Below are 18,877 nucleotides of genomic sequence, written 5' to 3' on the forward strand. Positions count from 1 at the left end.
GCCGCGTCGGCAGCAAGATGCGTCGAAACTGTTGCCAAGCCCCCGCCTGACGATTAAGATACGCGGCTTCCCACGGGGTGTAGCTCAGCCTGGTAGAGCGCTACGTTCGGGACGTAGAAGTCGCAGGTTCGAATCCTGTCTCCCCGACCAAAATTCGATGAAGAAGCCGACCTTGCGTCGGCTTTTTTGTGCCCGCGAAGGATATTCCTACAGTGCTGCGCGGCTTTCCAGCGCCAGCGCCGTGAGCCGATCAAGTTCCTCTTCGACAAACCCTGCCTCGCGCCGGGCCGGCAGATTGAACGGGCCGCGCAGGCTGACGCCCATGTAGTCACGCAACAACGCGAAGAACGTATCAACCGGATCAACACCATCACGCTCGCAGCAATGGTGATACCAGCGAGTGCCGGCGGCGACATGGGCGACTTCCTCGTGCAGGATCACTTCGAGGATCGCCACCGTGGCGGTATCGCCCAGATGACGCAGGCGCTCGATCATGCCGGGCGTGACATCCAACCCGCGCGCTTCCAGCACGCGCGGCACCAGCGCCATGCGCGCGGTATCGTTGTCAGCGGTTTTCTCGGCCATCGCCCACAGGCCGTCGTGGGCATCGAAGTCGCCGTAGGCATGCCCCAGCTCGGCCAGTCGCCCGGACAGCATCGCGAAGTGGCGTGCCTCGTCGTTGGCGCAACTGGCCCAGTCGCGGTAATACGCATCGGGTTTGTCGCGGTAGCGGTAGACCGCATCCCACGCCAGGTTGATCGCGTTGAACTCGATATGCGCCACCGCGTGCACCAGAGCAGCACGCCCCTCTGCGCTGCCGAGTCCACGCTGCGGCACCTGGCGTGCGTTGACCAGTTGCGGTTTCGTCGGGCGACCCGGCGCACCGATCGGCTCGGGCGATGGCGATGCGCGATCGGCGCGCAACTCGCCCGCGAGGAGAGCCTGCCAGGCTTCGTGGGTCAGGCGCAGCTTCTCTGCCGGGTCGGTAGCGTCAAGGCAGCGTTTGGCGACAGCGTGGAGATCGGTCATGGAATTCTCGGTGAGCACCCGTCACTCACCTCGGCCATCTCCCTTTCGAGGGAGAAGAGGCAGTTGCAAGTCACACCACCCGGCGGGCGGCCTTGGCATCGTCCGAGCGCAGCATCTGGATCTGTTCCAGATAGCGCTGGTCGAGGCCGGTGACGTATTCGCCGGAGAAGCACGAGGTGTCGAACTGCTTCAGGTTCTCGTTGCCGTCCTGCACGGCCCAGATCAGGTCTTTCAGATCCTGATAGATCAGCCAGTCGGCGCCGAGCATCGTTTCCACTTCCTGCTCGGTATGGCCGGCGGCAACCAGTTCGGAGACCGATGGCATGTCGATGCCGTAGACGTTCGGATAGCGCACCGGCGGCGCAGCGGAGGCGAAATAGACATTCTTCGCCCCAGCATCGCGAGCCATCTGGATGATCTGCTTCGAAGTGGTGCCGCGCACGATCGAGTCGTCGACCAGCAGCACGTTCTTCTTGCGGAACTCCAGCTCGACCGGGTTGAGCTTGCGGCGCACCGATTTCACCCGTTCACCCTGCCCCGGCATGATGAAGGTGCGGCCGATGTAGCGGTTCTTGACGAAGCCCTCGCGGAACGGCACGCCGAGCGCCTCGGCCAGCGCGCTGGCCGCGGTGCGCGCAGTGTCGGGAATCGGGATCACCGCGTCGATGCCATGGTCGGGCCGCTCGCGCAGGATCTTTTCAGCCAGCTTCTCGCCCATGCGCAGGCGTGCCTTGTACACCGAGACGTCCTCCATCATCGAATCGGGCCGTGCCAGATAGACATATTCGAAGATGCACGGCGTATGTGATGCGCCCTCGGCGCAGCGGCGGCTGTGCAGCTGGCCCTGGTCGGTGATGATCACCGCCTCGCCCGGCATGATGTCGCGGAGGCGCTTGAAACCGAGCACGTCGAACGCGACCGACTCCGAAGCCACCGCATATTCGCGACCTTCCGCGGTAACCCGCTCGCCCAGCACCAGTGGACGGATGCCGTGCGGATCACGGAACGCGACCAGGCCGTACCCGAGCACCAGCGCCACACAGGCATAACCGCCGCTGGCACGCGCATGCACGCCGGCCACGGCCTTGAAGATATGGTCCGGGGTCAGCTCCATCCGGTCCTGTATCTGCAGTTCGTGCGCGAGCACGTTGAGCAACACTTCGGAATCGGACTCGGTGTTGATGTGGCGGCGGTCGTCCTCGAACATCTCGCGACGCAGCACGTCGGTGTTGACCAGGTTGCCGTTGTGCGCGAACGCGATGCCATACGGCGAATTCACATAGAACGGCTGGGCCTCAGCCGAACCTTCGGAACCAGCGGTGGGGTAGCGGCAATGGCCGATGCCGATACGCCCGCGCAGGCCGCTCATCGCTGCCTGGCCGAACACGTCGCGCACCAGCCCGTTGCCCTTGTGCAGGCGCAGTCGCGAACCGTCCACCGTGGCGATGCCGGCGGCATCCTGGCCGCGGTGCTGCAGTACCGTCAGTCCGTCATAAAGCGCCGATGCCACTTCGGTGGTACCGACAATGCCGATGATTCCGCACATGGTGTGTTGCCTGCTTCAGGATGTCGCGTTCAGGGATTCTTGGGATGACCGGCTACGCTGGTGCCAGCTGCCGGTGCAACCGTGTGTGCCGATGTCGCCGCCGAAGCCGGCGTCGATCCGGATATGGGGTTCGCCAGCGCGGCTGGCAAGCTGGGCAGATGATCAAGTACGGCTGAGGGGTGCAGATGCTCGGCCACGCTCGGCGGCACCCGCTGTTCCAGCCACGCCGCCACCCGCTGGAACTGCGGCAGCAGGACCGATTGCTGCCACCACGGGTCACGCGTGAATGCGGTAAAGCCGACCAGGAACACCAGCAGACTTACCAGCAGCACACCGCGCGCAAAGCCGAACAACATGCCAAGCAGGCGATCGGTTCCGGACAAGCCCGTGGTTTCGATCAGCTTGTTGATCACGAAACGCAGCAACGCGCCGAGAATCAGCACCGTCACGAAGCAGATGCCGTAACCGACGATGATCCGTGCCGACGGCAGCTCGATGATGTGGTCGAAATGCGCCGCAACCACCGGACCGAATGTCCAGGCCACCCAGAACGCCGCGATCCAGATCGCCAGCGCCAGCACCTCGGAAACCAGGCCGCGCCACAGCCCGATCAGGACCGACAGGGCGAGCACGCCGATGATGATGTAGTCAGTCCAGTTCATCCGCTCACCTGCCCGGTTCGTATGGTGGTGCGTGCATGCTCAAGGTACCGGGACGATATTGCCGTCGGTACCCAGCTTCACTTTGATCTGGTCGCGCAGGCGCACTGCATCGGCGCGTTGCGTCTGCGGGCCGGCACGCACGCGCCAGAGCTGCTTGCCGCCAGCCTGCACGGTATCCACGAAGCCGTCGAAACCGTTCGCGCGCAACTTGTCGCGCAACGCATTCGCATCGGCCTGATTGCTCATCGCGGCCAGTTGCACCGCCCAGCCACCGGCCCTGGCCGTTGCAGGCGACACGGGGCTGGCTGCGACCGCGTCTTCGTGGCTGGCGTCCTGTTCCAGCCGCGCCGGCACGCCGGGGATCGATTGGGTGACCTTCAGTCGCGCCGCCTCGGCGGCAGCGCGCGTCTCGAACGGCCCCGCAAGCACCAGAGTGCGCGACTGTCCGGCCTGGGTGATGAGACGAGTGCTCACCGGATAGCCCAGCGCACGCACGCGGTGTTCCAGATTCGCGACACTGGCCGCACTGGCATAGGCACTGAGGTTGAGGCTGTAGTTGCCGCGTCCGATCGCTGCAGGTGCCACCGAGGCAACGGCCGATTGTTGGACCGGCGTCGGCTGGGAAGCGACAGCAACCGGCTGTGGCCGGCTCGCCGGCACATTGGCCGTCTGCTTGGTCTGCATTGGAATGATCGGCTGGCTCGGTGAAGTACCCGCACCAGTAGTTACCGTCGTCGGTGTCGGGGTCTTGCCGGCATTGGGATCGGTTTCGACATCACGCGGACGGGTGGAACCAATGTTCACCGTAGCAAGCTGGTCACCCGCACCGGGCGCAACGGAGGTAGCTGCTGGCGGAGTCACGGGTGCAGCGCCTGACGGCGCCGCCGCCGTCGACGTGGTCACCGGCGCATTCGGGTTCAGGCTCATCGTCTTGGTTTGCAGATCGCGATCCGGGGCCGGCGGAATCGCCAGGCTCACGCTCTGGTCGCCACCGGCTGCCGGCGGCTTGCCGGAAAAGAACATCGGCACAAACAGAACCGCCAAGCCAATCAGGACGGCAGCACCCAGCAGGCGTGTATTCAAGACTTCACTCCGTGGCGACAAACATGGCACGTAACAAGGTGATTATACCTGTCCGTGCAGGTCACCATGGCTGACCCGTTCACGCGGTCCGGTTCCTGCGTTCAGGCGGCAGCTTCGGCAAGCACGGCACTGGCCACGAAAAACGAGCCAAATGCGAGGATGAGCTCGCCCGGCTGTGCTGCCGCTCGCGCTGCCCGCAGGGCACTCGCCACATCGCTGTGAGTATCGAATGCTGCCTGCGGCAAGGTCTGCTGAAGTATTCCAGCCAGCGCCATCACGGTCAGGCCGCGTGGCGTGGCGTGATCCAGCCTGGCGAGATGCCAGTGCGCGATACGTGCATCCAGCGCGCCGATCACGCCGGATACGTCCTTGTCCGCCAGCGCACCGTATACCGCATGTACGCGAACAGCCGGCTGCGCATCCAGCCATTCGGCCAGTGCACGTGCCGCCTGCGGGTTGTGGCCTACGTCCACGACCAGAACCGGATCGCCACCGAGCGACTGCAGCCGTGCCGGCACCCGCACTCCGTGCAGGCCAGCGCTGACCGCAGCGAAGACATCCTTGGACGCAAACGATACGTCGCCGGCCCACAGCGCATGCAGCGCGGCAATCGCCGCTGCTGCGTTGGCGAACTGCACCGGCGCCGCCAGCGCAGGGTCAGGCAACTCCATCGCACTGCCATCGCGATGGAGCCAGCGCCAGCCATCGGCATGACGCTCAGCCCGAAAATCGAGACCGGCACGCTCGACCCGTGCACGACACTCGGCCAACGCATCCAGCAGACCAGCCGGCGGCTCAAGCTCACCGAGAATGACCGGCCGCCCGGCGCGGGCAATGCCGGCCTTCTCGCGACCGATGCTGTCGCGATCCGGCCCCAGCCAGTCCATATGGTCCAGATCCACCGTGGTGATGATCGCCACGTCGGCGTCGATGATGTTCACCGCGTCCAGCCGACCGCCCAGCCCCACTTCCAGCACGGCCACATCAAGGCCGGCACGGGCAAACAGAACCAGCGCAGCCAGCGTGCCGAACTCGAAATAGGTCAGTGGCATGTCACCGCGCGCCGCCTCGATCCGTTCGAACGCGCCGATCAGGCTGGCATCGTCGACATTCGCACCGTTGATGCGTACCCGTTCGTTGTAATCCAGCAGATGCGGCGACGTGAAACTGCCCACCCGCAGGCCCGCTGCCTTCAGCATGGCCTCGAGCATGGCCACGGTGGAGCCCTTGCCATTGGTGCCGCCAACTGTGATCACACGCCGTGCCGGTGCGGGCGCACCCATCCGCTGCCATACATGCCGTACACGATCGAGTCCCAGCTCGATGCTGTGCACGTTGGTGTGTTCCTGATACGCCAGCCATTCGGCGAGAGTGCGGGTCATGCGCTGATTTTGTGCCTGTGAGTGAATCAGCACCCAGCGCTACCGTCGTATCGCATGGATGTGCATGCACAAGTCTAAAGCATCACCTCAACCGAACAGATGGATACCGCTGTAATGCAGTGCCATGTACATGCCGAACACCGTCCAGAACATTTTCTTGAGCGCCTTGCCGGCCAGCAGGGCCACCAGCAGGCCAAGCAGCAGCGGCATGTGTTTCTCCAGTGTGCCGCGGGTGTCGTTGATGACGTTCATGGTGATCTCCCGTACCAGGCCTGATGCAGGCCGGTGTCGATGACGAAGAAGGTTGGAAGGATGTCGACAGGTGAATGCCGCGCTGTCGGGCGTGCTCAGACTGGCAGTGCAATGCTGGCGTGGCAGAGCGCGAACGCCACCACCGCCGTTGCCGTCGCGGCGACCAGCAGTGCGAGGCACTTGTCCAGGATCGGATACTTGATGAAGGTCTTCATGTCAGTTCTCCCCGCACCGTCGTGGTGCGGGAGGAATGATCGGCGGATCGCCCCGATGGCGACAGGCGCAGCCGTCAGCGATCGCTGGTGACAATCGTCACAGCCGTATTTGCCGCAGCCGCAGCGCATTGCTCACCACCGAGACCGAGGACAGGCTCATCGCCAGCGCGGCGATCATCGGCGACAGCGTGATGCCGAACCACGGGTACAGCATGCCGGCCGCCAGTGGCACGCCGACCGCGTTGTAGACGAAGGCAAAGAACAGGTTCTGCCGGATATTGCGCACCGTTGCCTGGGACAGCGTGCGTGCACGCAGGATCGCGCCCAACTCGCCCTTGATCAGGGTCACCTGCGCGCTTTCCATCGCTATGTCGGTACCACTGCCCATCGCGATGCCGATGTCGGCCGCAGCCAGCGCGGGCGCATCGTTGATGCCATCGCCGGCCATCGCCACGCGGCGGCCGGCGGCACGCAAGGCGTTCACCACGGTGGTTTTGTCAATCGGCGAGACATCCGCATGCACGTCGTCGATGCCCAACTCACGTGCCACCGCTTTCGCGGTGATGATGTTGTCACCGGTCAGCATCACGATGCGCAGGCCAGCCGCGCGCAATGCCTTGAGTGCAGCTAGCGTGTCTGGCTTGATCTGGTCAGCTACCGCGAGCAAGGCTGCTAGCGCGCCGTCAACGGCCATGAAAATCACCGTGGCGCCCTGTCCGCGCAGTTGCTCGGCGCGTGCGCTGACGGTATCGGCAATCGCGATGTGCCACTCCGCCATCAACTTCGCGTTGCCCAGCGCTACCTCGCTACCGCTTACCTTCGCGCCGACACCACGACCGGTCAGCGAACGGAAATCCGTGGTTGCCACCCCCGGCACGCTCTCCGCTTCCGCTGCGATCACGATCGCCCGCGCCAGCGGATGTTCGCTCGATCGCTCCAGCGCAGCAGCCAGCGCCAACAGGTGCTCGCGCGGTTGACCGCCAAGGCTTGTCAACTCGGTCAACACCGGCTTGCCCATGGTCAGCGTGCCGGTCTTGTCCACGACCAGTGTGTCGATCCCGCGCAGCGCCTCGATCGCGCTGGCGTCCCTGAACAGCACGCCGTTCTGCGCGCCGCGGCCACTGGCCACCATGATCGAAATCGGCGTGGCCAGGCCCAGCGCACACGGACAGGCGATGATCAACACCGATACCGCCGCTATCAACGCATGCGTGAACCGTGGCTCCGGCCCCAGCAGTGCCCACAGTGCAAACGCCAGCAGCGCCACGGCCACGACTGTCGGCACAAACCACGCCGCCACCCGATCGGCCACGCGCTGCAGCGGTGCCTTGCTGCGTTGCGCCTGCGCCACCAGCGCCACGATCTGCGCCAGCATCGTCGCGCCACCGACCTTCTGGGCGCGCATGATCAGCGCGCCATCCTGATTCACCGTGCCGCCGGTGAGCGCATCGTTCTTCGCCTTGGCCACCGGCATCGGCTCGCCGGTGAGCATCGACTCGTCGACATGGCTCTCGCCTTCCAGCACCACGCCATCGACCGGCACCTTTTCGCCGGGACGCACGCGCAGCACGTCGCCGGCATGCACTTCGTCCAGCGGCACATCGGCCTCGCTGCCGTCCGCAGCGATCCGCCATGCGGTCTTCGGCGCCAGGCCGAGCAGCGCCTTCAACGCCGCGCCGGTACGGCGACGCGCGCGCAACTCCAGGAAATCACCCAGCGTGACCAAAGTGACGATCACCGCCGCCGATTCGAAATACACCGCGACGTTGCCGTGCATGTCGCGGAAGCCGGCCGGGAAAATTCCCGGCAGCAGGAGCGCCACCGCGCTGTACAGCCACGCCACGCCGGTGCCCAGCGCGATCAGGGTATACATGTTCGGATGCCACGGCTTCAACGAGCGCCAACCACGCGCGAAGAACGGCGCGCCGCCCCATAGCACCACGACCGTTGCCAGCGGCGCCTCGACCCAACCAGCCATGCCGCCCCACGGCGTCGGTAGATGCCAGCCAAATAGATGCGGCCCCATCGCCAGCACGAATACCGGCACGGTCAACGTCAGCAGCGTCCAGAAACGCCGCGTCATCGACGACAGCTCACCACCGTCATCCTCGTCCAGGCTCGGCATCATCGGCTCCAGCGCCATGCCGCACTTCGGGCAATCGCCGGGGCCGACCTGCTGCACTTCCGGGTGCATCGGACAGGTGTAGATCGCGCCTGGCGCTGCCGGCGACGGGGCGGCGCGACCTTCCAGATAAGCGGACGGCTCGGCCACGAACTTCTCGCGACAACGCGCGGAGCAGAAGTGGTACGGACGGCCGTCGTGCTCGGCGTGATGTTTCGCGGTACGCGGATCCACGGTCATGCCGCAGACCGGATCCTTCACCGCGTGGACGTGGCCGTGATGCGGATGGTCATGGTGAGCGTGTGCATGATCGTGGGCCGCCACAGGCTTCACCACACAGCAAGCCGACGACGTCACCTTCAAACCAGGCACGCGCAGATATGTCGCCGGCGCCGCTACGAACTTCGCCTTGCAACCAGCGCAGCAGAAATGAAACACCTGCCCGTCGTGCGTGGCTTGATGTCTCGATGCGGCCGTATCCACCTGCATGCCGCAGACCGGATCAGTCGCCGTCGCCTTCACGGGTTGATCGCCCCCATGGCAACGGGAAGCGTGCTCGTCCATCACGACAGCACCTCGTCGCTCAGCGCACGCAGGATCGGACATTCCTCTGGCTTGCCATGCCCCGGACAAGACTCGACCAGCTGCGCCAACCCATCGCGCACGCGCTGCAGTTCCGTAATCCGCAGCTCGATCGCCGCCAGGCGCTGCTGCGCCCGCTGCTTCACCGCCTTCACCCCACGTTGCCGATCTGCCGACAACACCAGCAGTTCACGGATCTCCTCCAGCGTGAAGCCGAGATCCTTGGCGCGGCGGATAAAGCGCAACTGCGCAATCGTGCCTTCGCCATAACTGCGATAACCCGAGGCACGCCGCACTGGCTCGGGCAGCAGCCCCTCGCGTTCGTAGTAACGGATCGTGTCGATCGCCACACCGACGCGCTTGGCGACGGCACCGATGGTGAGTGAGATGTGTTGTGTGTTCATGGCTCAAGTCTAGACCCGTGATCCAGGTCTAGAGTCAAGGGCTGTGTCGAGTGCATTGCCAGCAACTTCCGGCTATCCGGATGCCGTCGCTCCCGCCGGAGCCGATAGGCCAGTCGCCTATCGAGGTGCGCGCAGCGCGGACTCGCGTAGCGCGGACTCGTGCTGAATTTCGTCGAGACACGCTGTTTCTTCGGTGTCCAAGGCGCAGTGTGGCAGGCGATGCATGCCAGTCGGTGAAGTCGTGGCTTCCGCGGTGCCACTTTTGTCGAGATCGGCATCGGCCGTAGTTTTTGTGCTCATGGTTCAGCCCTTGAGATTTCGAGAGCGCAGCCTTTAGCTCGGTAGCTGACTAACAAGCTCGACGGCTGCAATTTGTCAACTTGTCTTGGCTGGACTCTGAATACACGGGTACAGCGCGGCGATAGTCATATAGATAATCGCAATGGGCGGCTGTGTCTTCATCTCAGGGCGTTTCTGCATGTAAAGGATTGCTCCGTTGGCGATCCTTTGATTCGAAGCGTTATTCAGGTCTATGCAAGATATGTCCTTCTTGTCCTCATATGCTTGCGCACGAACAGCCTGAAAAACCCCTGTTATGAAGCTGTTCGTCCATAAAAGACCGATAAATTTGCCTTGTGGCAATGGAGAAAATGGCTTTGTCGGCTCATAGATAGCGATCCGCTCAAGGTAAGGCAAAAGCTCCTCGCCAGTACGAGGAAGATGATCAGCATCCTGAACTGCTCCAAAGCTTGAGGCAGATATCAAGCAACCCAAAATTGCAGATAGCAGTTGTTTCGCGAATCTGGTGTGCATTGCTCTTTCCACTCCCCATGAACGTATCCAGTGTCCGCAGTCGAAAGCAGACACCGATATTTATTATCCGATACCCACACGACGCAGCAGCTTACCCAACAACTCCATACATTCCCTGATGCGCATCAGATAGGTCAATGCGAAATAGGCCACGCCGTAAATGCCAAGCACGTAGATCGCCGTCAGTATCGGACTATGGCTCGGCACCACGTACTCGGCTGCGCATGCTGCGAGAGCCGCCAGACACGCCGCCGACCACAGCTTGAACATGATCGCGACCGGCACACCAGTCGGCCCAAGCTTCATGTTCATCTTTCGCCGCAGCAGATAGAACTCGATCCAGCCGGCCACGCCGGCCGATGCGGTAAGGCCCACCGCACCCCACTGCGCCGGTATACCGAGCATCGAAGGCAGCAGGAAGGCGCTGGCGAGCCCCAGGACTGCCGTGACGGCCAGCCGCACCAGTGCGAAGCGCAAGGGCGTCTTGGTGTCACGCATCGCGTAATAGGTTGAAGAATACAGACGGCCAAACGTCGAGGCGAGCAGGCCCACGCCCGAGCCGGCAAGGATCGCCCACACGTAGTAGGAATCCTTGCTGGTGAATTCGCCGGACTGGTAGAGCGCCGCCACGATCACATTGCCCAGGGCGAAAAATGCCACGGCCGAGGGCACGACGAAGAACGCAATGCGCTCCAGCCCGCTGTCCAGTCGCGCAGAAAGACTCACTGCGGTGGTCTCGTCGAGTTCCTGCCCGGCCATCCGCGACAGGGTCGGCAGCTCCGCGGCCGATACCGCCATGCCGAACAGGCTGATCGGCAACATGTTGATCGAGGCCGCCGTGGTCATCGCCGCCATCGCGCCGCGGCCGAGCAGGGTCGAGATCGCCTGGTCGACGAAGGCACTGATCTGCACCACGCCGCGTCCTACCGCCACCGACATGAAGCTGCCGACGACCTGCCGCACATGCAGGCTGCGCATATCGAGGCGAAACCGCATGTCGGGCACCAGCTTCAGCACCGACGGGAGCTGGACCAGGAACTGCAGCAGGCAACCCAGCACGGTGCCCCACGCCAGGTACACGATCAACGTGTCGGACGGCAGGTTCCTGAAGACCAGCAGCGTCACGATCATCGACAGGTTCCACACCACCGGCGCGACGTAGGACAGGAAGAACTTGTGGTGGCTGTTGAGGATGCCCAGGCACCACGCCGACCAGACCAGGACCCCGGTACCGGGAAACAGGATCCGCACGATCAGGATCGTCAGCTCGCGCTTCTCGCCGGTGTAACCGGGTGCGATCAGCCACAGCAGCCAGGGCGTTGCCACCACGCCAACGGCAACGATGATGGAAATGACCAGGGCCAGGATGGCGGCGATCGCCCCGGCCAGACGTCCGGCTTCCTCGCGCTTGCCCTGGCCCAGCAGGCCGGCGTAGACCGGGATGAAGGACGCGGAGAGGACGCCTTCACCGAACAGGTTCTGCAGGAAGTTGGGCACGCGCAGTGCCGAACTGAAGATGTCGGCGGCGTCCGACAGGCCGAAGTAGTGCGAGAAAACCCGCTGGCGCACCAGGCCGAAGATGCGGCTGCAGAGGATGCCCGCCCCGACCAGTACGGCGTGCTTTCGACCAGCCTCCTTCACCATGCTCACACGCCCGCTCAAAACGCCGAGCCTATCATTTACGCGAGTGATGCCTCTACGTCCATCTACAGCAGCTTGCGGTAAACGACGAAGCCGGACTTCTCGGCAACCCGGTCGTAGAGCTGCATGGCGGTCGCATTGGTCTCGTGGGTCTGCCAGTAGACACGCGGACTGCCAGCCTCGCGGGCTCGCCGGCAGACCTCCTCGATAAGCGCACGCCCTATCCCCTTGCCCCTCGCTGCGTCGAGCGTGAACAGATCCTGCAGATAGCAGCTGGGACCAAGTTGGGTGGTGCTGCGGTGGTAAAGGAAGTGCGCCAGACCCAGCAGCTGACCTTCGCTTTCGGCGACGAGAGCATGCACCGGCTCGTAGGCATCGAAGAAACGCGACCAGGTCATCGGCGTGATATCCGCCGGCAACGCGGTCGGGCCGCTCCTCCCGTAAAAGGCGTTATAGCCATCCCAGAGCAGTTTCCAAGCCGGAAAGTCTTCTTGCCGGACCGACCTTATCGCGACGTTCTGATTCACACTGAGTCCCTGAATTTTACGCAATACGAACAGGTTGCGTCATCCGCTAGCAGCAGCTGAATGGCACTTATTTAATTTAATTTAAGCACCGTCATTCCTGCGAAAGCGGGAATGACGGTGTGACTGTTGGAGCAAAAGGCACTGGATTCCCGCTTTCGCGGGAATGACGAAAAATGAGGCTTTGCGCTTAAGAAAGTGAGGCTTTGCACTTAAATTTGCGCTTAAGTAAGCACCAGCCCCATCAGGGCTCGACATCGCAGGCCTGATCAACGAGGCAGCCACGGCTGCAACGCTCACGCCACGGCATCCTCGGCCGCCACAAAGCCGCCGGTCTGCCGCTTCCACAATCGCGCGTACAAGCCTTCGTGTGCGATCAGTTCCGCATGGGTGCCGGTTTCCACGACCTGCCCCTTGTCCAGCACTACCAGCCGGTCCATCCGCGCGATGGTGGAAAGCCGGTGTGCGATGGCGATCACCGTCTTGCCCTGCATCAGGATGTCGAGGCTGTCCTGGATCGCCGCTTCGGCTTCGGAGTCGAGTGCGGAAGTGGCTTCGTCCAGCACCAGGATCGGCGCGTCCTTGAGCAGCACGCGGGCGATCGCGATGCGCTGGCGCTGGCCGCCGCTGAGTTTCACGCCACGCTCGCCGACCAGCGCCTCGTAGCCGACGCGGCCTTCACCGTCGATCAGCTGCGGGATGAATTCGTCGGCACGGGCCTTGCGCACGGCGTCGAGAATCTGCGCTTCGCTGGCGTCAGGACGGCCATACAGCAGGTTGTCGCGGATCGAACGATGCAGCAGCGAGGTGTCCTGGGTCACCACGCCGATTTGCGAGCGCAGGCTTTCCTGGGTCACCTGTGCGATGTCCTGGCCGTCGATCAGGATGCGGCCACCTTCGAGGTCGTACAGCCGCAGCAGCACATTGACCAGGGTGGACTTGCCCGCACCGGACGGTCCGACCACACCGATCTTCTCGCCCGCGCGCACGCCAAGATCCAGCCCGGCGATCACCCCGCCCTTTTTCCCGTAATGGAAATGGATCTGTTCGAAGTGCACCGCACCGTTGACCACTTCCAGCGGCATTGCGCCTTCGCGGTCCTGCACCGCGCGCGGTTGCGAGATGGTGGTGATGCCGTCCTGCACGGTGCCGACGTTCTCGAAGATGCCGTTGACCACCCACATGATCCAGCCGGACATGTTGTTGATGCGGATCACCAGCCCGGTCGACAGTGCGATCGCACCCACGGTCACCTTGCCCTGGCTCCACAACCAGATCGCCAGCGCCGAAGTGCCGACAATCAGGAAGCCGTTGAGCGTGGTAATGCTCGCGTCCATCGCGGTGGTGAGCCGGGTCATCCGGCGCAGCTTGCCGGTCTGCTCGGCCATCGCTTCGGCCACGTAGCTTTCCTCGCGCCGCGTGTGCGCGAACAGCTTCAACGTCAGCACATTGCCGTAGCCGTCGACGATCCGGCCCATCAGTTTGGACTTCGCCTCCGAGGCCAGCCACGAACGCTGCTTGGTGCGCGGAATGAAGAACGCCAGCGTGCCGACATAGGCAAACAGCCACAGCACCAGCGGCGCGGCCAGCCAGAAATCGGCCTTGGCAAACAGCACGATCGCGCTGCCGGTATAGATGGTGACGTACCAGATCGCATCGACGATCTGCACCGCCGACTCACGCAGGGAGGCGCCGGTCTGCATGATGCGGTTGGCGATGCGCCCGGCGTAATCGTTCTGGAAGAAGCCCAGACTTTGCCGGATCACGTAGCGATGGTTCTGCCAGCGGATGCGGTTGGTCAGACTGGGTGCGATCGACTGGTTCACCAGCAGGTCGTGCGCGCCGATCACCAGCGGGCGCGCGATCAGCGCCACGAAGCCCATCCACAGCAACTCGTGGCCGTGCTGCCGGAAGAAGTCAGGCGCCGGCACGCCCTTCGCCATGTCGACGATGCTGCCGATGAAACCGAACAGCGATACCTCGACGATCGCCACGCCGAAACCCACCACGATCGCCGCCGCGAACACCGGCCATACCTGGCGCAGGTAGAACAGGTAAAACCGCCCCACCGACGGCGGTGGCATGTCGTCGACCGGTTCCTTGAACGGATCGATGAAGGATTCGAACCAGCGGAAGATCATCAGGTGTTCCCGACTTGCATATGTCCATATTGTGCTTGAAGCACGCCCGATGCGGTGTGACGATATCGCGTCATGCATCACCTCATCGACGCAATACGGGAGAACCCACCGTGACGACTGAAGCGCTGGAAGGCGCCTGCACCTGCAGCGCCATCCGTTATCGACTGACCAGCGAACCGATGTTCGTGCACTGCTGCCATTGCAGCTGGTGCCAGCGCGAAACCGGCAGCGCCTTCGCCTTGAATGCAGTGATCGAAACCGATCGCGTGATCCCGCTGCAGGGTGAGCCCATCATGGTCGACACGCCGTCGCTCAGCGGCAAGGGCCAGCAGATCGCGCGTTGTGCGCAATGCCATGTCGCGTTGTGGAGTCATTATCCAGGCGGTGGCAAGGCGATGGCTTTCGTGCGCGTGGGCACGCTGAAGGAACCGGGTCGGTTGTCGCCGGACATCCACATCTTCACCTCGACCAGGCAACCCTGGGTGATGCTTCCGCCAGGCGTGCCCGCCGTGGAGGAATTCTACAAACTCAGCGAGTACTGGCCTGCGGCGAGCCTTGCACGACGCGAGGCACTGCTGGCCAGCAGTCAGCGCTGAACTGCCGGACCGAATGGCGGCGCGGTGGATCGCCAAGCCTGAACACCACGTCAAAGCCGGAACATCGCGCGGGTCATTTCGATTGACCCGTTGCGACCGGGCCGTGATCATCGGCGAATGCCTACCCTGTCCCGTTATCTCCTCGTCCTGTTGCTGGCGCTGCCCAGCAGCCATTTGTTGGCGCAAGACACCTCGAATGCGACTGCAACTGTCACGACACCAGCACAGACTCCCGCGCAGACACTCGCCCAGTTGCGCTCCCAACTGGACAGCATCAAGGCCACGGTGGATGCCAGCAAGGGCGATGTACCACTGACCGACGTGCGTGCCAGTGCGCTCGCCATACAGCAGCAAGCGGAGCAAGTTGGCTCCAACCTGATGCCGCAATCCGCCAGCCTGCAGGCGCGGCTGGACGTACTCGGTCCCCCACCCGCCAAGGGAACGCCAGCCGAGTCAACCGAACTCAGTACGCAACGCCGGCAGCTGGACAAAGCCAAGAATGACCTGGATGGCCAGATCAAGCAGGCCAATTCGCTCAGCACGGAAGCCACCCAGCTGGCAGCCCACGTCGCCGAGTTGCGGGTGGATCAGTTTCAGGCCCAGCTCGCCTCACGCACAGCCACGCCATTCAGTCGCGCCTTCTGGGCCGATCCGATCAAGGCATTTCCAGATGATGCGACACGTGCCGCGCGACTGGGCAGCGATGCCTCGGCGGTGGTCAGACAAGCCTGGCAACCACCCAATCGCACGCCGTTCGTGCTGTGCCTGATCATTGCCGTATTGCTGCTCAGCGTGGGGCGCTGGCTGATCGAACGCCTGCTGGTGGATGTGACCACCAACCGCATGCCCGCTGGCCGACTGCGGCGCAGTGCGCTGGCGATCGCGATAACGCTGGCCTATACGCTGGCGATCGGACTGACCGCACATTTCGCCTATCTCGCGCTGAACTGGAACGATCTGCTGAACGACGACCAGGACGAATTGGCGCGGAAGCTGGTGCAGCTGGTGACTTTCGCTGCCTTCATGACCGGCCTGGGCCGTGCGATGCTTTCCAACAAGCGCCCGTCGTGGCGACTTTCGAGCCTGTCCGACGATGCCGCACATCGGCTGCGCGCATTTCCCTGGCTGCTGGGCGGTGCAGCGCTGCTGCCAGGCGTCATCGAACATGTCAACAGCGCGATCGGTGCCAGCCTTGCACTCACGGTAACCACGCGCGGGTTGCTCGCCGTGATGATCGGGTTGCTGGTGGGTAGCGCGCTGCTGCGCCTGGGTCAGTCGCGGCGCGCCACGCTGGCTATTGGCGACGTGCCCGGACAACGTCCGCTATGGATAGGCCTGGTGCTGGCAGCCGCCTATGTCGGCGTGGGCATCACCCTGCTCGGCGTGGCCACGGGCTACATCGCCTTCGCGTTCTTTATCGCGCGACAAATGCTGTGGGTCGGCGTGATCCTGACGACGCTGTACCTGCTGATGCATCTGATCGATGACATCTTCGACACGGTGTTCGCGCCCAAGGGACGCACTGGCAAGCGCATGCAGAGCAGTTTCGGCTTGCCTGCAAGCGCATTGGAACAGACCGGCACACTGCTCTCCGGTATTACCCGCGCAGTCTTGCTGATACTGGCCGTGGCAATCGTGCTGGCACCGTTTGGCGCCGGACCGCAGGAACTGGTGGGACGTGTTGGCACCCTGCTGTCGGGTGGCTCACTGGGCTCGCTCAAGATCGTGCCTGGCAACATCTTCGATGCGGCGCTGGTGTCCGCGCTCGGCTTGATTGTATTGCGCGTCCTCAAGCGCTGGTTGAGCGATCAGCTGCTGCCGAAGACCTCGCTCGATCTGGGCATGCAGAACTCGATGATCACCCTGCTGGGCTATGTCGGCGGCGTGCTGGTATTCGTGCTGGCACTCGCCAGCCTGAACGTGGATTTGCAAAGCATCGCCTGGATGGCCAGCGCGCTCTCGGTCGGCATCGGCTTCGGCCTGCAGGCGATCGTGCAGAATTTCATCTCCGGCCTGATCCTCCTCGCCGAGCGTCCGGTGAAGGTGGGCGACTGGGTCAGCATCGGCGGCGTCGAGGGCGATATCCGTCGTATCAACGTGCGCGCCACCGAAATCCAGATGAGCGACCGCTCCACCATGATCGTGCCGAACTCGCAGTTCATCACGCAGAACGTACGCAACGTGACCCTGGCCAATGCGCAGGGTCGCGTGCAGATCAAGCTGCCGATGCCGCTGGACACTGACGCGAGCAAGGCGCGCGAACTGATCCTGGAGGTTTTGCGTGCGCATCCCGGCACACTCGGCGCACCGGCGCCAAGCGTGCAGCTGGATAACCTCGATGGCGGCTCGATGCTGTTCAGCTGCACCGCCTACGTCAACAGCCCACGCGATGTCAGCAGCGTGAAGAGCGATCTGCTGTTCGAGACGCTCGAACGCCTGCGCGACGCCAAGCTGCCGATGACGAGTCCGCAGAGCATGGTGGTGCGCAACCTGCCGCCGATTGCCGAAAACAATGACGACAAGGATTGAGTGCGGCTCGCATTGACGATGTAGCGATTGACCGGGACCTCGAATAACCGCCTTTTTCCCGTCATCTGGTTTTTCGCGGTTCCCTGTCGAAACAGCTTCACATGACGGCAACCTGCCACAGCGCTAGCCTGATGTCCGGTTCCCGCCACCGGAGTCACCGCCATGCCCACATCCGCAACAACCGGCAGCACGATCATTCCCGGCCTGCGCTACCGCGACGCCCATGCCGCGATCGACTGGTTGTGCAAGGCCTTCGGTTTCGAAAAGCATGCCGTCTACGAGAACGACCAGGGCGGCGTCGAACACGCCCAACTCTCTTACGGCAGCGGCATGATCATGCTCGGTGACGTGCGCGACAATGAATTTGGTCGGCACATGGCGCAGCCCGAAGAGGTCGGTGGCCGCGAGACGCAATGCCCCTATGTGGTCGTCGCCAATTGCAAGTCGCACTATCAGCAGGCCAGGGACATGGGCGCGGTGATCGTCGACGACTACGCCGAGAAGGACTATGGCGGCGCCGGCTACAGCTGCCGCGACCCGGAAGGCCATCTATGGTCTTTTGGCAGCTACGATCCATGGCATGCGTCATGAAACAAAACAACGGGCCGGCGTGAACCGGCCCGTTGTTGATGCCTAGCGGTCGAAACCGCGGATTACGAGCACTTCTCGCCTTTGGCCGCGTGATAACCCGCTGCCGCCGCGTCCGAGGCGCTCATGTACTTGCCCTGCTTGGTGGTGCCGTACCACTTGCTGCCTTGGCAGTGATACGCCTTGCTCTTGCTGCCGGTATTGACCCATACCTGGCCCGGACCACCGCCCGCTGCTGCTGTGGCGGCTGGTGCCGACGCACCCATCTTGGAGGGTGCTGCCGCAGCAGCTGGAGCTGCAGCCGCGGCTGGCGCAGCTGCGGCGGCTGGTGCTGCGGGGGCTGCAGCTGCGGCCGGAGCCGCTGCAGCAGCTGGTGTGCTCGCTGCGGCATACCACTCCTTCACGCCCTTGTGCCCCTTGCACGCACCCTTCTTGCTGGCCTGACTGGAGTAGCTGCCGTCCTTGCACTGGCCGGTGGAACCAGCAGGCGCGGAGGCTTGCTGCGCATAAACGGCGGAACCGGCAAACAGACAGGCCAGCGCCACTGCAAACAAAGCTGACGATTTCATCTTAGGACTCCCTCCAACGTGAATTCGCATAGCGGAACGGGTAACCGCGATCAGCCTGTGTGTGGGCCACCCTTCCCGCCTTGTCTGTCCCATGCCGGTTGCCTTCCGCATCACGCGGTATGCGACTGCCTGTGACGACACCCAGGCACCCGCAACGCGTGCCTGCATCATGACTATGCCGCAAAATCGTGACAGCGAG

At 63.4% G+C, this 18,877-nt stretch carries 16 protein-coding genes and 1 tRNA gene; 4 read left to right on the top strand and 13 right to left on the bottom strand.

The annotated features are described in order from the left end of the window. The first annotated feature begins 73 nt into the window (after positions 1 to 73). Positions 74 to 150, top strand: a tRNA-Pro gene (locus B0E51_RS05535). A gap of 57 nt (positions 151 to 207) precedes the next feature. Here B0E51_RS05535 and B0E51_RS05540 read toward each other — a convergent pair. The 12 genes from B0E51_RS05540 to B0E51_RS05590 form a co-directional block, all read right to left on the bottom strand. After that, positions 208 to 1,029, bottom strand: a complete 822-nt coding sequence (locus tag B0E51_RS05540) for a ferritin-like domain-containing protein (RefSeq protein WP_077443846.1) — start codon at positions 1,027 to 1,029, stop codon at positions 208 to 210. A gap of 70 nt (positions 1,030 to 1,099) precedes the next feature. Beyond that, a complete protein-coding gene (gene purF / locus B0E51_RS05545) occupies positions 1,100 to 2,575 on the bottom strand; it encodes an amidophosphoribosyltransferase (protein ID WP_077443847.1) in 1,476 nt (491 codons plus the stop codon). A 29-nt stretch (positions 2,576 to 2,604) separates the two neighbouring features. Beyond that, positions 2,605 to 3,237 (bottom strand): CvpA family protein, encoded by a 633-nt coding sequence (locus tag B0E51_RS05550; RefSeq protein WP_077443848.1) that lies wholly within the window; start codon positions 3,235 to 3,237, stop codon positions 2,605 to 2,607. Between the two features lie 39 nt (positions 3,238 to 3,276). Next, the gene (locus B0E51_RS05555) at positions 3,277 to 4,320 is read right to left on the bottom strand and encodes an SPOR domain-containing protein (RefSeq protein WP_077443963.1); all 1,044 of its coding nucleotides are present in this window, start codon (positions 4,318 to 4,320) and stop codon (positions 3,277 to 3,279) included. 101 nt (positions 4,321 to 4,421) lie between these two features. Continuing rightward, on the bottom strand, positions 4,422 to 5,702 hold the full coding sequence (gene folC, locus B0E51_RS05560; RefSeq protein ID WP_077443849.1) for a bifunctional tetrahydrofolate synthase/dihydrofolate synthase: 1,281 nt from the start codon (positions 5,700 to 5,702) through the stop codon (positions 4,422 to 4,424). An 87-nt stretch (positions 5,703 to 5,789) separates the two neighbouring features. Beyond that, on the bottom strand, positions 5,790 to 5,954 hold the full coding sequence (locus B0E51_RS19460) for a hypothetical protein (protein ID WP_168172577.1): 165 nt from the start codon (positions 5,952 to 5,954) through the stop codon (positions 5,790 to 5,792). 312 nt (positions 5,955 to 6,266) lie between these two features. Beyond that, positions 6,267 to 8,855, bottom strand: a complete 2,589-nt coding sequence (locus B0E51_RS05565) for a heavy metal translocating P-type ATPase (protein WP_077443850.1) — start codon at positions 8,853 to 8,855, stop codon at positions 6,267 to 6,269. Beyond that, complete coding sequence (locus B0E51_RS05570) at positions 8,855 to 9,277, bottom strand: MerR family transcriptional regulator (protein ID WP_077443851.1); 423 nt, start codon at positions 9,275 to 9,277, stop codon at positions 8,855 to 8,857. The genes B0E51_RS05565 and B0E51_RS05570 overlap by 1 nt, the downstream gene beginning before the upstream one ends. A gap of 375 nt (positions 9,278 to 9,652) precedes the next feature. Further along, positions 9,653 to 10,090, bottom strand: coding sequence for a Rap1a/Tai family immunity protein (locus tag B0E51_RS05575; protein WP_077443852.1), 438 nt, complete (start codon positions 10,088 to 10,090; stop codon positions 9,653 to 9,655). A 63-nt stretch (positions 10,091 to 10,153) separates the two neighbouring features. Beyond that, positions 10,154 to 11,734 (bottom strand): murein biosynthesis integral membrane protein MurJ, encoded by a 1,581-nt coding sequence (murJ, locus tag B0E51_RS05580; protein ID WP_168172578.1) that lies wholly within the window; start codon positions 11,732 to 11,734, stop codon positions 10,154 to 10,156. 62 nt (positions 11,735 to 11,796) lie between these two features. Beyond that, positions 11,797 to 12,258 (bottom strand): GNAT family N-acetyltransferase, encoded by a 462-nt coding sequence (locus B0E51_RS05585; protein WP_077443965.1) that lies wholly within the window; start codon positions 12,256 to 12,258, stop codon positions 11,797 to 11,799. Positions 12,259 to 12,551: 293 nt separating this feature from the next. Continuing rightward, positions 12,552 to 14,393 carry an ABC transporter ATP-binding protein gene (locus B0E51_RS05590; RefSeq protein WP_168172582.1) on the bottom strand — a complete coding sequence of 614 codons (1,842 nt, stop codon included), beginning with the start codon at positions 14,391 to 14,393 and terminating at the stop codon, positions 12,552 to 12,554. 113 nt (positions 14,394 to 14,506) lie between these two features. Here B0E51_RS05590 and B0E51_RS05595 point away from each other — a divergent pair, with 113 nt between their 5' ends. The 3 genes from B0E51_RS05595 to B0E51_RS05605 all read left to right on the top strand — a co-directional run bounded on the left by B0E51_RS05595 (position 14,507) and on the right by B0E51_RS05605 (position 18,112). Continuing rightward, positions 14,507 to 14,992, top strand: a complete 486-nt coding sequence (locus tag B0E51_RS05595; protein ID WP_254424418.1) for a GFA family protein — start codon at positions 14,507 to 14,509, stop codon at positions 14,990 to 14,992. Between the two features lie 117 nt (positions 14,993 to 15,109). Next, a complete protein-coding gene (locus B0E51_RS05600) occupies positions 15,110 to 17,521 on the top strand; it encodes a DUF3772 domain-containing protein (RefSeq protein ID WP_077443855.1) in 2,412 nt (803 codons plus the stop codon). Between the two features lie 162 nt (positions 17,522 to 17,683). Further along, positions 17,684 to 18,112 (top strand): VOC family protein, encoded by a 429-nt coding sequence (locus B0E51_RS05605; protein WP_077443856.1) that lies wholly within the window; start codon positions 17,684 to 17,686, stop codon positions 18,110 to 18,112. A gap of 62 nt (positions 18,113 to 18,174) precedes the next feature. Here B0E51_RS05605 and B0E51_RS05610 read toward each other — a convergent pair whose 3' ends face one another. Then, a complete protein-coding gene (locus B0E51_RS05610; RefSeq protein ID WP_077443857.1) occupies positions 18,175 to 18,678 on the bottom strand; it encodes a DUF3761 domain-containing protein in 504 nt (167 codons plus the stop codon). Positions 18,679 to 18,877 lie beyond the last annotated feature (199 nt).

Source organism: Rhodanobacter sp. C05 (assembly GCF_002001165.1).
GTDB lineage: Bacteria > Pseudomonadota > Gammaproteobacteria > Xanthomonadales > Rhodanobacteraceae > Rhodanobacter.

Excerpts from the sequence above, each read along its gene's own strand:
- B0E51_RS05565 (WP_077443850.1), bottom strand. The coding sequence starts at position 8,855 with ATGGACGAGCACGCTTCCCGTTGCCATGGGGGCGATCAACCCGTGAAG.
- B0E51_RS19460 (WP_168172577.1), bottom strand. The coding sequence starts at position 5,954 with ATGAACGTCATCAACGACACCCGCGGCACACTGGAGAAACACATGCCG.
- B0E51_RS05570 (WP_077443851.1), bottom strand. The coding sequence starts at position 9,277 with ATGAACACACAACACATCTCACTCACCATCGGTGCCGTCGCCAAGCGC.
- murJ (WP_168172578.1), bottom strand. The coding sequence starts at position 11,734 with ATGGTGAAGGAGGCTGGTCGAAAGCACGCCGTACTGGTCGGGGCGGGC.
- B0E51_RS05575 (WP_077443852.1), bottom strand. The coding sequence starts at position 10,090 with ATGCACACCAGATTCGCGAAACAACTGCTATCTGCAATTTTGGGTTGC.
- B0E51_RS05610 (WP_077443857.1), bottom strand. The coding sequence starts at position 18,678 with ATGAAATCGTCAGCTTTGTTTGCAGTGGCGCTGGCCTGTCTGTTTGCC.
- B0E51_RS05605 (WP_077443856.1), top strand. The coding sequence starts at position 17,684 with ATGCCCACATCCGCAACAACCGGCAGCACGATCATTCCCGGCCTGCGC.
- B0E51_RS05550 (WP_077443848.1), bottom strand. The coding sequence starts at position 3,237 with ATGAACTGGACTGACTACATCATCATCGGCGTGCTCGCCCTGTCGGTC.
- folC (WP_077443849.1), bottom strand. The coding sequence starts at position 5,702 with ATGACCCGCACTCTCGCCGAATGGCTGGCGTATCAGGAACACACCAAC.
- B0E51_RS05540 (WP_077443846.1), bottom strand. The coding sequence starts at position 1,029 with ATGACCGATCTCCACGCTGTCGCCAAACGCTGCCTTGACGCTACCGAC.
- purF (WP_077443847.1), bottom strand. The coding sequence starts at position 2,575 with ATGTGCGGAATCATCGGCATTGTCGGTACCACCGAAGTGGCATCGGCG.
- B0E51_RS05600 (WP_077443855.1), top strand. The coding sequence starts at position 15,110 with ATGCCTACCCTGTCCCGTTATCTCCTCGTCCTGTTGCTGGCGCTGCCC.